The sequence below is a fragment of the Paenibacillus chondroitinus NBRC 15376 genome (genome assembly GCF_004000765.1).
GTDB classification, from domain to species: Bacteria; Bacillota; Bacilli; order Paenibacillales; family NBRC-103111; genus Paenibacillus_E; species Paenibacillus_E chondroitinus.
The window spans coordinates 31,741-45,700 of record NZ_BILW01000031.1 but is presented as its reverse complement, the minus strand read 5'-3'; the positions used below and the strand labels follow the sequence as shown (position 1 = coordinate 45,700).

Annotated in this window: 10 protein-coding genes; 9 read left to right on the top strand and 1 reads right to left on the bottom strand. The window is 45.5% G+C overall.

Annotation, left to right across the window (positions count from 1 at the left end; genetic code table 11):
- Positions 1–191 precede the first annotated feature (191 nt).
- Positions 192–1,049 carry a HEAT repeat domain-containing protein gene (locus PCH02S_RS36510; RefSeq protein WP_307719953.1) on the top strand — a complete coding sequence of 286 codons (858 nt, stop codon included), beginning with the start codon at positions 192–194 and terminating at the stop codon, positions 1,047–1,049.
- Here the strand turns inward: PCH02S_RS36510 and PCH02S_RS25955 are convergent.
- Positions 1,029–2,381, bottom strand: a complete 1,353-nt coding sequence (locus PCH02S_RS25955) for an MATE family efflux transporter (RefSeq protein ID WP_127457012.1) — start codon at positions 2,379–2,381, stop codon at positions 1,029–1,031. The two genes, PCH02S_RS36510 and PCH02S_RS25955, sit on opposite strands and share 21 nt — an antisense overlap.
- A 145-nt stretch (positions 2,382–2,526) precedes the next feature.
- Here PCH02S_RS25955 and PCH02S_RS25950 point away from each other — a divergent pair, with 145 nt between their 5' ends.
- From PCH02S_RS25950 to PCH02S_RS25915, 8 genes are all read left to right on the top strand, one after another.
- Entirely contained in the window at positions 2,527–3,204 is a 678-nt protein-coding gene (locus PCH02S_RS25950; RefSeq protein ID WP_127457043.1) for a TetR/AcrR family transcriptional regulator, read from the top strand.
- A 153-nt stretch (positions 3,205–3,357) separates the two neighbouring features.
- Positions 3,358–4,122, top strand: a complete 765-nt coding sequence (locus PCH02S_RS25945; protein ID WP_127457011.1) for an SDR family oxidoreductase — start codon at positions 3,358–3,360, stop codon at positions 4,120–4,122.
- Positions 4,123–4,230: 108 nt separating this feature from the next.
- A complete protein-coding gene (locus PCH02S_RS25940) occupies positions 4,231–4,461 on the top strand; it encodes a hypothetical protein (RefSeq protein ID WP_127457010.1) in 231 nt (76 codons plus the stop codon).
- 359 nt (positions 4,462–4,820) lie between these two features.
- Positions 4,821–6,665: an exo-alpha-sialidase gene (locus PCH02S_RS25935; RefSeq protein WP_246069260.1), complete on the top strand. Its 1,845-nt coding sequence runs from the start codon at positions 4,821–4,823 to the stop codon at positions 6,663–6,665.
- 14 nt (positions 6,666–6,679) lie between these two features.
- Positions 6,680–9,811, top strand: a complete 3,132-nt coding sequence (locus PCH02S_RS25930) for an exo-alpha-sialidase (RefSeq protein ID WP_164819740.1) — start codon at positions 6,680–6,682, stop codon at positions 9,809–9,811.
- A 605-nt stretch (positions 9,812–10,416) separates the two neighbouring features.
- Positions 10,417–12,051 carry an extracellular solute-binding protein gene (locus PCH02S_RS25925; protein WP_127457007.1) on the top strand — a complete coding sequence of 545 codons (1,635 nt, stop codon included), beginning with the start codon at positions 10,417–10,419 and terminating at the stop codon, positions 12,049–12,051.
- 89 nt (positions 12,052–12,140) lie between these two features.
- On the top strand, positions 12,141–13,052 hold the full coding sequence (locus PCH02S_RS25920; protein ID WP_246069256.1) for an ABC transporter permease: 912 nt from the start codon (positions 12,141–12,143) through the stop codon (positions 13,050–13,052).
- 14 nt (positions 13,053–13,066) lie between these two features.
- Complete coding sequence (locus PCH02S_RS25915) at positions 13,067–13,942, top strand: carbohydrate ABC transporter permease (RefSeq protein WP_127457006.1); 876 nt, start codon at positions 13,067–13,069, stop codon at positions 13,940–13,942.
- The last annotated feature ends 18 nt before the right edge of the window (positions 13,943–13,960 follow it).

The following is a 13,960-nucleotide window of genomic DNA, read 5'->3' as shown; positions in this document are numbered from 1 at the left end:
CCTGTAGTTCCCATTGGGAGGGGGAAAAGCTTGTTTTCCGCCAAATAACGGACGCCAGTTCCCTTGGACGCGCTTGGGGTGAAATCAGTGGGGGATAACCCAATTATTGCCTTCATAGAAACGACATATAAATCAGGAGATTTGCCTTTAAATGAAATTGATAATTATTTTCACTATAATCTAATAAAGACATTGAAATAAACGAGTGCTCTGGCGGGCAAAAGCAGCGAATCGCCGTGGCGAGAGCGCTCTCTATGTCGCCGGAGCTGCTGGTGGCCGATGAAATTACATCGGCGCTGGATCCTTCCACCGAGCATGAGCTGCAGCAGCTGTTGTTGTCGCTTAAGCAATCGGAAGGCATGACGATTCTGTATATTACGCATCGGCTGGAGACGATTGCCGGCTTCGCCGATCGGGTTGCCGTGATGAAGGACGGCGTCATTCAGGAGACAGGCACGGGAAATAATCTACAGACCCCACCTTATAAAGGGTTTGAACTTATATATATAATAAGGTTAACGATTATTCTGTGGAGGGATCTTATGGGAGATTACAAACGGTACATTCCACTATTAGCAACAAAAGAAGGCTGGCAAGCAGCCTACGCCATTTTAGACCATGCCGGGAAATTAGCTTTAGATGATATTCTGGAAGGTCTTGAAAATCAAAACTGGAAAATAAGGAAATGGTGCACGGCTTTGTTGGATCACAATGCGGATCAACGCTCCATAGACCCTCTGGTCGCCCGATTAACTGATTCCTATGCGGATGTCAGGAGGCATGCCGTGCATAGCATTGGTTGTCAATCTTGTAAAGATGAATCGTTGTGCATGGACATCATCGCGTTATTGATCGAACGTGCTATGAAGGATACAAGTATTGCGGTTAGACGCAGTGCTGTGCATATGCTGGGCAATCAACCCTACGATATCAGAGCATCAGAAGCACTTGAGTATATTTTAAATAAGGAAAAAGATAGGAAGCTATTATTCAACGCAATGTGGTCATTGAAGCAACAAAAAACACGTTTACTGGGCCAGACTCTCTAAGTCCGGCTGCAATTTATTCCGCAGAACATACAGCATGACAGCCCCAACAAGGAACGCGGCGGCATCTGAGATGACGAGCGACCAGACAACTCCGTGGAAACCATTCATTTGATTGGCGATATATAACACAGGAATTAACGTAACCCCTTGAATAATGGACATAATAAATGCGGCGGTTCCTTGCGCTGTTGCTTGGAAAATTCCCGTAAACAACGCGGTTATTCCTGTTATGAACAAGGACAGAAACGTCACATGCAGAATATAACTGCCCATCTGAATTAATTGCGGGTCATTCGTAAAAAGGCCAATCAAGTGATCGGAAATTAGAAAAACGATGATGCCGAAAAAGACGGCTAACGCCACAATTGCTTTGATTGTGAATTGAATGGTATGTTTCATGCGCAATTTATTCGCTGCAAAAGAGAAGGCAATCAACGGCACGACACCCTCGCATAAGCCCATCAGAATAACCTCAGGAAATTGCAATAAACGTGATGAAATTCCGAATGCGGCTACGGCCTGCTCCCCATATTCAACCAGATAACGATTAAAGATCAGCGACATTGCACCCAAGAAGATACTCATAATAAAGACGGGAACTCCGATTTTGAATACATTGCTTAGTATATCTTTAGAAGCCTTGAACCATCTTAAGGAGACAGTTAAGAATTGGCTCTTATATCCGATATGGAAAGCATAGAACGCACTCGCCACCAGGTTAGCAATGACGGTAGCAGAAGCTACTCCGATCACACCCCAATGAAAGACGAAGATGGCTAGCGCATCAAGAATAATATTGACGACAACACTGAGAATCATACCGACCATGGACGTGATTGATGAGCCTTCCGCACGCACGATATTCTCAAGTGTGAAAAATAAGACGATAAATGGGGAGCCAGCAATCATAAGTGTGACATAGTCCTTCGTGAAGCCGAAGGAGTCAGGCGTCGCTCCCAGTCCATGAACGATGGAATCGATGAAGGGGAGACCGACGGCCATCAGGATTAGGCCAAGCACGATACTGCTGTAAAAAGCGAACGAGGACACATGTTTGGCATCATTGTATTTTTTCTCTCCCAGCAAACGGGAAATGAAGGCACTGCTGCCCATGCCAATCAAGTTGCCTAAGGCCATAATAGCCGCGAATAACGGCAATGTTAGTGCGAGTGCGGTTAACATGGCTGTATTGTCGAGTGTGCCTAGGAAAAAGGCGTTCAAGATGGAATAGATGACACTCATTGACATGCCCAGCATCATGGGTACTGCGAAGTGAGCTACGGCTTTTGCGATGGGGGCTTTTTCAAAATAATGAAGGTTTTCTGTCTCCATATGCGTCACCACTTTCTGATTAATTGTTAGATAGGATTGATTCAATCTTACAGTGTTAGATTGAACCTTACAGTGTTAGATGTTATCATATGCTTATGCACCTGTAAAGCACAATCTTACACTGTTAGATAAAGGGCGGATACCGATGAAAAAGCAGCAGCCTCAGATTTCGGAGGATAAAATTTTGGAAACCTCGTGGGAGCTTCTTGGAGAGGATGGCATCGAGAAGTTCAGCATGCGACGATTAGCCGACCGTTTAGGGATTCAGGCTCCTTCTCTGTACTGGTACTTCAAGAGCAAGCAGAATCTCTTTCAGCGTCTGGCCAACCAGGTATCGAAAATGATCGTGGAGGAGTTCCACTCCGAAGGGGACTGGAAAACGCAGCTGACCGCGTTTGCGGTAACGGTGCGGAACGTGCTCTGTCGATACCCTTGCTCTACGCAGTTGATGATGCAAACGATACCCATCGAGCCGGACATAGTACGGTTTAGCAACCGTATGCTTCTCTGCGTGGAGTCGACACCCCTGGAAGAAGAGCAGAAACTACAAGCGGTTCTTACGCTAGTGAACTATGTCTTCTACTTCGTGCTGGATAATTATCAGCATCAGCGTCTTTTCTCCACGGTCAGTAAGGAACAGGAAGAGGAACTCGGCGGTGAGATGATTCGTCTTCTGGACGCCATGAGCGAGGTAGATGCCGGGCTGTTCCGGAGCATGCACAAAAGCGGGCTGTTCGAGCTGATAGGGACAGATAAGTCGTTTGAATTTGGCTTAAAGCTGATTCTGTTGGGGATCGAAGAGGTAATAAAGGAGCATAGTTAGCTCGGAACGACAGCTCCATAGATGAGCATAACAAGGCGGCCAATGTTGGCGGCTTTTTTGCTTTCGAATTCTACGAATAGGAGAGCAACATTTCATAATTGGCCTTGTGTTATAACTATCGTGTACTTATTTGACACAGGAGGAGATTAAGACATGAGTAGATTACATGGTAAAGTTGCTTTGGTTACAGGTTCAAGCCGGGGGATTGGTCGTGCCATTGCAACACGGTTAGCACAAGAAGGAGCCTTAGTGGCTGTTCATTATGGCACAAACCAGGTCGCAGCCGAAGAGGTAGTACGGGGTATTGAGCAAAATGGGGGGACTGCATTCACCATTGGCACGAAACTCGGTACGATCGAGAGCATCCAGAGCCTTTTTAAGACATTGGATGAGGTATTGAAGGAGCGGACAGGTGACACCCATTTTGATATCCTGGTGAATAACGCAGGGATTGCCCTAGTAGCCCCAATTGAGGATACAACAGAAGAGGCATTCGAAGAAATGATGAACATAAATGTAAAAATGCCATTTTTCCTAACACAACAGGCTTTGCCGCGTTTGAGAAATGATGGTCGAATTATTAATTTGTCATCCTCTATAACAAGAATTTCACTTCCTGCTATTCCTGCGTATAGTATGAGCAAAGGGGCAATCAACACGCTAACGCTTGCTTTATCCAATCAACTCGGCTCACGTGGAATTACGATCAATGCCATCCAACCTGGTTTCGTAGCCACGGATATGAATGCCGCCATGCTGCAAGATTCTGCCTCGCACCAATATGGCGCTGATTTTTCTATCTTTGGCAGATGGGGGCAACCGGAGGATGTCGCGGATATAGCAGCTTTTCTGGCCTCTTCCGACAGCCGCTGGGTAACAGGGCAATTGATTGACGCCAGTGGAGGCTCTCATTTGTAAGTGGCGAAAATAGGAGATTTTATTCGGAAGGAATTCATTATTTTTGCTAGAATAATATGCATAAATGATCTACATTGGTGATGAGCTCAGCCATTAAAGGAGATAGAAATGAACGAAGAAGACGTTAAGCAGCGTATTAAGGATTATCAGCAGGCAGAAGGGGTGAAATCTCTTACTTGCGGGAACAACAGCAGCCACGAGAAACTATATCCTAAGGTGCTTGACCAAGGGTTGGTGCTTCTCTGCCCAAATTGCAACTACATGCAGACGTACATCCCGGATCTTTTTTTCGATGATGGGTTTTATGACTGGCTTCGCGGTATGAAGAGTTTGATTTAAATTAATTAATTCCTGAACAGCCTGGCTGTGTGTAAACACAGAAGGCTGTTTTATTTTTATTTCATCGTGGATTTATAGGGCAATATGACTTTTTGCATCATAGCGGAGAAATGAATCATGGTCCAAATAGCGGAGAAACGGAACTTTGAACGCCAATTTGGCTATTCAAATGGTCAAAAACGGTATGCTATGCTCCTCGTGTAAGACAAACCAACGACATGGGAGGATTTATTCTATGAAATAAAAACGGGTGATCTTGATTTACTTTCATTATTTGTAAACGTATACAATTGTGAAAAACAAGACTTAAAGGGCAGGTTTAATTAACAATTGAAAGGACGTGACCCTGTTTGAAGAAAATGAAGCAAGTAACCCTGCTAGTATCTTTATTATTAATTTTTAGCATGTTAAATACGGTAGTTGCGGATGCAGCAGCGCCAGAGGGCATTAGCCATGCTAGAATGATGCCCGTCGACAACATCGCCAATCACGGTTCCACCATGGTAGAGCTGCCGGATGGCACACTTTTCTCGGTATGGTTTAACGGAGTTGGAGAAAGAGATGGGAATTTAACGAAACTCATCGGTTCTCGTTCGAAGGATGGCGGGAAAACTTGGACTGAACCCTTTGTTGTTTATGATACATGGGATTTCCCCGATAATAACCCGGTTCTTTTCGTCGACAGTCAACAAAGATTATGGTTGTTCTACGGCGTTATCTACAATGGCCAATGGGTATCTACGCAAACTAAATTTATGTATGCCGATATGGGCAACTATGAATATGCCGTTCGCAATGGCGGAAATGCAAAGTGGCACTATCCACAGCCCTTGTACACGAATGTAGGGGAAGGCATGTTTGGTGAAGGGAAGTACTCCAATGGACAGTGGAACTATGGCATCAAGGGTGCTGAGATCAAGTATGTAAATCCAAGTTCTGTGACGGCTGCAACCTACTTGGACCCATTTCAGTATGTACCGGTGACTACAAGGTTTGGCGGCGCTACCCGTTTTATTACAGACAGGTTCGTTGTCTCGATGAGAAATAAATATGATCAGTACGTTGCCTATTTGAAATCCGCCAAGCCATACGATGATGTCTATGTAGGCAGAACGGATGAAATTATCACGATGCTGACCACGGGAGTTTCTGTAAAAGAGCCTTCCATTATTAAAAATTCAATTGAGCGTTCATCCGGCGCAGATAACGATGTCAATACTTGGGGGCCTATTTACCGCAGGCTTGGATGGCAAACAAAAAATAAGCCGATTGAAGTAACGCTTGCAGACGGCGTCACCAAAAGGTTAATTTTGCCGTTGTATTCGGACTCGTTGGCGAATTCCGTTTGCGCGTATACCGATGATCACGGCATCACCTGGAAGTTTAGCGATCCCATTGTAGGATCAGGAACAATCCAAGGCTCGCTGATTCAAAAGACGGATGGCACGATTCGCGGTTATTTTAGAAGCGGTAAGTTAGATGGCCGTAATGGACGCATGGCTTGGCACACGACCTATTCGGAGTCTACGGATTTCGGCGTAACGTGGAGTGTTCCGAAAGTTGATCCTTATTTAAAAAATGATGGCGGCTTTGAACTTTCCAAGCTTCCAAACGGTGACTGGTTGATAGCTACCAATCAAGAAACTTCACGCAGTGTAGTTAAGAAAACGCTGGATGGAAATAGAAATTCTTTCAGTTTATTGCTCTCTACCGATGAAGGCATGAACTGGAAACCGATCATGATCAAAGATGGCATGAATAATGGCGAAAGCTATGAATACCCATCGGTTCTCGTTGACAGAGCTGGAAACGCTTTGATGAACTATACGTACAAAATTCCTTCGGCTGGGGCTACGATTGGCTTCTCCAAAATTGCAAGCAGCGAGATAGGGACGTTGTTTAACTCGGTTATAACTGCAACTTATGGCGCTGGAAGTTCGCTGAATTATGATCGTGTTGTCAAGTTGCCGACAATTGAACTGAACGTAGGACAGAGTACACAAATGACCTACAACCTAACAATAGGCGGACAATCGTTCGACGCAACAACGGATACACTTACTTTGACTTCCGATCTCCCAGCAGTAGCTACAACTAACACAAGCGGAACCGTCACGGCCATTCAAGCAGGAACGGCAATGGTAACGGCTGTAAGCAACAAATACGGAACTATATATAAATTCATCGTCAAGGTTACCCAATGAAAGGAGTCATGCAGATGAACAGGAAATTCAAGCTATTAATGTCTATGACGGTTTGTATCGCGATATCTGCAACAAGTCTAATTCCTGCCTTGGCTGCAAGTCCGGGAACATTCACCATTTCCGATCAAACGGTAAGTATTTTTAAACCAATTAAGGATAATGGGGCTACAGGTGATCACGTACACGGCTCCAGCATTGTAGAATTACCAAGCGGAGAGTTGCTGTGCGTATGGTTTCAAGGAAATGGCGAGCGGGATGCGACTACGACACGGATTATGGGAGCACGTTCAACCGATGGTGGAAAAACATGGCTGAAGCCGTTTGTAGTCACGGACGCTCAAGATATCGCTGACATTAATCCTGTCGTCTACGTTGATGCCGGGGACCGCCTCTGGTTTTTCTGGTATCCCGTCTTGGCGGGCAGATGGCAAACTTCCCAACCTCGCTATGCGTATGCGGAAAAAGGCAGTTATGAGCTTGAAGAGGTCGGCAACAAGGCTCCGAATTGGACATTTTCAGAAAATGTCGGTATTAAACTAGGTAAAAATATTGGCGGTGTGGTCAATCCGAGCAGCGCAGACGATAATATTAGTCAGTCGCTCGATGATAGATCAGGAGCCACATCAAGACCTTCTTGGGCTACAGCACCTGTTGTCGCTCGTCCAGAGTTGGCCAAAGGTTTCGTCAATACGGTAAAGGCCAAGCTTGATGAGCAAAAAGCGTATTTGTTCAAACCGGTTGCAGATGGCGGAGCAGGGATGAGCCGGAAAATTAACGAAGCTGAATTTGACGGTTTAGTTACGGAAACCATGCAGTTAATTGGCGGCGATCCAACCAAATATTTGTATGCTCCTACAGTTGCGGACACCATTACGGAACCCCGTTCCGGTTATCCGTACGCCCGCCGACTCGGCTGGCAAACCAAAGATAAGCCTTTTGCCGTCGATTTAGGCAACGGCAAAGTTCGTCTGCTCCTGCCTCTCTATTCGGATATGTTGGAAATGAGCATTATGGCTTTTACAGAGTATGATCCTTCCAAGCCTCTTGCGGACAACTCAGTTCGGTGGGAGATGAGTGAGCCCATCGTAGGTATTGCCAACATTCAGGCCACGATGGCTCAAAGAAAAGACGGAACCATTGTAGCTTATATGCGTGACAACGGACCAAGACCTTATCGTGTGGTGGCGTCCGAGTCCAAAGACAAAGGATTGACATGGTCAACGGTCAAGGATGTGCCGGAACTGCAGGATCCGGGCGTAGGACATGATCTTTTGCAGCTTAAAGACGGTAATTGGGCATTCGTTCACGTAGATACGGAATCAAACCGGAACACATTGGCTGTCGCCCTTTCGGATGATGAAGGGAAAACGTGGAAATACAGAAGACATCTTGCCCTGGATACAAGAAGCAGCATGGGAAGTTACCATTATCCTGCCATTACGCAAGCGCATAACGGAGATATCCTGATCAGCTTCAGCCGGTTTTTCTCGTCGTTTGATACAGACTCTGCCAATCAATCTTTGGGCAGCTATAAGAACATTACGTTCTCCAGAACAACAGAGGACTGGATTAAGCAAGGTGACCCTGTAACCGTTATCAGAGAATATGAAAGCATCGATCGAGAAGTTGCCGTACCTGCTTCTTTCAATATCAGTAAGGCATCCGATAGTGCGATTAAGGCCCTTTTCCCATCTACCATTAAAGCTTATACCTCTTATAAACCTGGTGCAGAAAATGCGGTTCTTCCTTCCGTTGATCTGCCGGTGGTTTGGGATGTTGCTGCTATTAAAGCGAACTATAAGCTTAATTCCTTGATTAGCAATCTTACCGGCGTTGTGGATGAGAGCAAGCTGCCGCAGGGGATAACAAGCGATATGCTGCCATTTTTCAAAGCACCTTTAAGGGTATATCTCTACAATGATCCTAATGCGGTTGCGGCCCAAAGTTTGGCGTTAAATAAAACTGAGCTTGCTCTGTTCAAGGGGCAGTCTGAAGCATTAATTACGACAGTACTCCCAAGTCAAACCACGAATAAGACAGTGCTGTGGAGTTCAAGCGATTCCAGTGTTGCTACAGTAGATACGGACGGTATCGTCACGGCAGTTAAAAAAGGAGCGGCTGTTATCACAGCGAGAACACTTGACGGTAACTTTACTGCGACAGCTAATGTTGAAGTAAGAATCCCTGCTGCAAGCGTTACTGTCACACCGGGCGAAATTACGCTAAATAGCGGACAATCCAGTGTTTTGGCAGCAGTAGTAACGCCGGATGACTCAACGGTTCAATCGATCACCTGGAGTTCAAGCGATGAAAATGTTGTTGTAGTGAATGATAAAGGGGAAGTAACAGCCAAAAGTGTTGGTCAAGCCATTATTACCGCAAAAGTCGTTGATGGAAGCAACATCGCGTCTGGAACGGCGGTCGTTAAAGTACTGGGTAGCAGCGGTGGTGGTAGCGGTAACGGTGGTAACAATGGTAATACTGGGGGCAGCGGCACTGGCAGCAGCAACTCAACAACTCCGCCTTTAGTGCCGCCTGTAAAGGAGCAACCGCCTGTGAATCCACCGACGAAGCAGCCGGACACAACGCCAAAGCCAGTATTTACAGATGTAAATGACAACTACTTATGGGCACAAGAAGCTATTGAAGCCTTGGCCAGCAAAGGAATCGTTAACGGTACCTCGGAGACGACGTTTTCGCCTGAGAAAAATATTTCGAGAGCTGACTTTATGACAATGGTTGTCAGAGCGCTTAATCTGAAGGCGGAAACGAGCAGTAACTTCGATGACGTGAACAAAAGCGATTATTATTATGAAGCGCTGGCAATAAGTAAAGCTTTGGGAATTGCGGATGGGGTAGGCGGTAATAACTTTAATCCTCAAGGGGAAATTAGCAGACAAGACTTGATGGTGCTTGTTTCCAGAGCCCTTCAAAAAGCAGGAAAGTTGGTGTCTAAAGGCAACCTTGACGAACTAAATTCCTTCAAGGATGCATCCAGCGTTGCGGATTATGCCAAAGAAAGCGTCGCTTTACTTGTAGAGGCTGGAATCATCGAGGGTAGCGACAACCTGATCAATCCGGAAGGCAAAGCAACGAGAGCTGAAGTGGCGACTATTGTTTATCGTGTTTTGAAATTGTTAAACTAATTGAAAAAGGGTGTCCCCATGTTTGTTGGGGACATCCTTTTTGTTTGGCCTCGGTAGCTCAAGTAGCCCAAGTAGCTCGAGAAGCCACAGCAGCCCGAGTAACTAGAGTATCCCAGGTAGTCCAAGTACGGTTCCAAGGTGAACCACCTTGGAACCGTACTTCCCGGCCAACTCTAACGGACTCCACAGCCGTTATTATCGTGAATATCGCCCTGTTTCATTTCTAACGGACACAGGAAGCGTTATTTGCCAATTTCGAGGCGAAATCATGGTTGAAACAAGCAAATAGCGGCGCTGGAGTCCGTTAGATTTTTAAAACGGCTATATTTCGCCGAATAAGAGCAGCTGAGTCCGTTAGACGGTCGGGGGGAGTTGCCACACCATGTTTGCCGGGCAAACCTGATTGCGTCCGGTTCCGCCCCACGCGTCCCGCCGCTCCGCCCCACCCGCCATGTTGACTATTTGCATCATAGCGGAGAAATGAATCATTGCCGGATAAGCGGAAAAACGGCACTTTAAACGCCGAATTGGACGTTCATTTGGGCAAAAATGGTGTGCTATGATCCTCGTGTAAGGCAATCCAATTACATAGGAGGATATATTCGATGAAAGCAAAAAAGGGGATTATGACTGTAACCGGCTCATTGCTTTTGTTATCAAGTGTGCTTAGCGGTTGTGGAAGCAGTTCAACCATTTCGCCAGCTTCAACCAATAATGCTTCGACTTCGGCTCCGGCAACGACAACTGGTGCGGCAAGCACACCGGCAGCGGCCCAGCCGTTATCGCTGACCTGGATGAGGTACGAACACCCGTCGCAAGCGATTGTGGCGAACTCGAAAGCTGTTCAGGAAATTGCCAAGCGTAAAAATGTCAAACTCAATCTCCAAAGTGTTCCTCAGAGCAACTACGATGATAAAAAGAAAACGCTGATCGCAACGAATACCCTGCCTGATATCATGCTCGTCAAGCAAGACGATATTCAGAACTTTGCCGACTCGGGAACCTTCCTTGATTTGACGCCTTATTTGGACAAAATGCCTAATCTGAAGAAAGTCATTTCCCAGCAGCCGGAAATTAATAAAAACAAAATTGACGGGAAGCTGTATGGATTCCCTCTCGTAGCCAATTGGCAGGGAGTAGGCGGACAGCTGTCGATGATCCGCACGGATGTGCTTGACAAGTTAGGTTTGAAAAAACCGACAACTTACGATGAATTGTATCAAGTGATGAAGAAAATGAAAGAAGCGAATCCGGATTCCTATCCGTTCACGGCTCGCGCTGCCAATGGACTTACAGGCACAGAAAATTTAATCAATCCTATTTCGTTCGCATTTGGTAGCGGATACACAACGTTTAACGGCACGAAGGTGTACTACGAGCCAAAAGATAAAACTTACAAATTCGGTCCGGCGATGCCAGAGTTCAAAGAGGCTATTACCTGGTTGAATAAACTGTACAAGGAAAAGCTTTTAGATCCGGATTATGCAACGGCTACATCGCAAATTTGGCAAGAAAAGCTAAACTCGGGCAAATCCTTCTATTTCCAAGATAATAATGGTTTCGCCAGCACATTTAACATTAATCTGCAGAAGAAGGATCCGAATGCGAAGTTTGATATGTTGGATACGATGACGACACCAAGCGGTGCTAAACGGAACCTGATCTACGCACTAGGTCACTTGTCGGAATCCTACGTTGTTAATGCGAAAGTAAAAAATCCGGAACAGGTTGTTCAATTCATGGATTGGTTCTATTCCCAAGAGGGAATTGAAGTTACCAACTTTGGTGTCAAAGGGGAAGACTTCACCGGCGAAAATGGCGATTACAAATTGACGGACGCTGTCGTGAATAAATACAAGGACAGACAGCCGAGCGCGTTTTATGCGCTGCAATCCGAGTATGGCACAGGCTACCTGGGACTTGGTCTGAATAATGACGATCATGCCGGATTGCCGTTTAATACGAAGGAATGGGTAGATTGGAACAACAAAGCATCCAAAGGTTTGGCTGCAGGCGAGAATGTGCAATTCGTGAACGACCCGCCATTTACCAAAGATGAACGTGAGAAACTCAAGCAAATCCGTACACAGCTCGACGCTTACCTGGCTCAAAACATGGATAAGTTCATTGTGACGGACGGTGCGCTCAAGGATTGGGATAACTTCGTGAAACAACTCAAATCCAAGGGAGCAGACGATATTGTCAAAATCTACAACGATGCCTTGGCACGCGTGAAATAAGCTCAAAGTTCAATTCATATTGTGAGGGGCAGGTTGCAAAGGCATACCTGGCGGCCTGTCCCTTTCTTTTTCAGGAAGGAGTGAAATGATTGACACCAGCTGTTGAGATTAAAAAGAATATCCGCAAGAGCATGCCATTATATCTCATGTTTGTATTACCGTTTGCCTATTTTGTCATTTTTCATTATGCGCCAATGGTTGGGAATCTGATGGCATTTGAAGATTATTCGATCGTCAAAGGTTTCTTTCATAGCCCATGGGCAGGGACGAAATATTTCCGCCAATTTCTGACGGATCCGTATTTTTGGCAAGTCGTGCGCAATACCGTGCTTATTAACTTGTATTCTCTTATTTTTTATTTCCCGTCATCGCTCATATTCGCTTTATTGTTAAACGAGCTGCAGCAAAAAGTTTTCAAAAAGTTTATCCAAAGCATCACGTATATCCCGCATTTTTTATCGACTGTCGTAGTCGTAGGTATGTTGGTTAACTTTCTCTCCATCGACGGACTTATTAATGAAGTCGTGAAACTGTTTGGCGGTGAAGCGAAGACCTACATGTCTATGCCGCAGTGGTTCCGAACGATTTATGTAGGCTCAGAAATTTGGCAGGGGATCGGTTGGAACTCCATTATTTATTTGGCGGCATTGACCACGATCGATCCACAACTCTATGAGGCGGCCACGATGGATGGAGCAAACCGCTGGCGGAAATTGCTGCATATTACACTACCCGGAATTTCAACGGTTGTTACGATCATGCTGCTTTTAACGTTGGGGAAAATGCTTTCCGTAGGATTCGAGAAAATTTTATTGCTGTACAGTGGTCCCACGTACGAGACGGCCGACGTTATCCAAACATTTGTTTATCGCCGTGGGTTGATCGACAGTGACTTTAGCTTCGCTGCAGCCGTAGGTATTTTCCAATCGGTATTGGCTTTTGCGCTTGTCATATCAGCGAATCAAATATCCAAAAAATTGAATGGATCCCGGTTGTTCTAGCAGGAGGAATTGAGATGCGACTTCGTAACTTTTCTGTTTTTGATACGATTAACATAGCTTTTATGTTGGCTATGATCTTTATTACGCTTTATCCGCTTTATTATATGGGAATAATTTCCATTAGTTCAGGGTCATCCGTTAGCAGCGGCGAAGTTTTTTGGCGACCTATAGAGATTAATTTCAAAGCCTACAATGTTATTTTTAATGATCCTGCGATTGTGCGCTCCTACGGAAATACCATTTTTTACACGGCTGCTGGGGTGCTTATTAATTTGGCGATGACGGCTCTTTGCGCCTATCCTTTGTCCCGTAAGCATATGTATGGACGGTCTGTTCTTGCCTTGTTTGTGGTATTCACCATGTTCTTCGACGGTGGACTTATCCCGCGGTATATGGTGGTTCATGCATTAGGAATGGTCAATACGGTATGGGCGATATTAATTCCGACTGCGATCAATGTTTTCAATATGATTCTTATGAGAACATTTTTTGAAGATATTCCAGAAGCGCTGCACGAGTCTGCCATTATGGACGGCGCAGGAGAGTTCCGAGTTTTCACCAAAATTGTGCTGCCGCTTTCTTTGCCTGTTATGGCCACGATGTTTCTTTTTTACGCGGTGGCGCACTGGAACAGCTTTTTTCCTGCCCTTATTTATTTAAATGAGAAAAGTTTGTACCCGATGCAAATCATCTTGCGCAATATCGTCATATCGGGAGATATGGCTACACAATCCGCACAGCTTGGAGCAGCTGAGGCTGGGATGGCGGTCATGACGGAAAATATCAAGTATGCCTGCGTGTTCGTTGCGATCTTGCCTGTGCTTGTCATATACCCGTTTGTGCAGAAATACTTTGTACAAGGAGCAATGCTTGGTTCTGTAAAAGGTTAAAGTCTACTCATTTAGGGG

What these genes read in the sequence shown, in the direction of transcription:
- PCH02S_RS25955 (WP_127457012.1), bottom strand. Translation starts at nt 2,381, where the DNA reads ATGGAGACAGAAAACCTTCATTATTTTGAAAAAGCCCCCATCGCAAAA.
- PCH02S_RS25950 (WP_127457043.1), top strand. Translation starts at nt 2,527, where the DNA reads ATGAAAAAGCAGCAGCCTCAGATTTCGGAGGATAAAATTTTGGAAACC.
- PCH02S_RS25945 (WP_127457011.1), top strand. Translation starts at nt 3,358, where the DNA reads ATGAGTAGATTACATGGTAAAGTTGCTTTGGTTACAGGTTCAAGCCGG.
- PCH02S_RS25940 (WP_127457010.1), top strand. Translation starts at nt 4,231, where the DNA reads ATGAACGAAGAAGACGTTAAGCAGCGTATTAAGGATTATCAGCAGGCA.
- PCH02S_RS25935 (WP_246069260.1), top strand. Translation starts at nt 4,821, where the DNA reads ATGAAGCAAGTAACCCTGCTAGTATCTTTATTATTAATTTTTAGCATG.
- PCH02S_RS25930 (WP_164819740.1), top strand. Translation starts at nt 6,680, where the DNA reads ATGAACAGGAAATTCAAGCTATTAATGTCTATGACGGTTTGTATCGCG.
- PCH02S_RS25925 (WP_127457007.1), top strand. Translation starts at nt 10,417, where the DNA reads ATGAAAGCAAAAAAGGGGATTATGACTGTAACCGGCTCATTGCTTTTG.
- PCH02S_RS25915 (WP_127457006.1), top strand. Translation starts at nt 13,067, where the DNA reads ATGCGACTTCGTAACTTTTCTGTTTTTGATACGATTAACATAGCTTTT.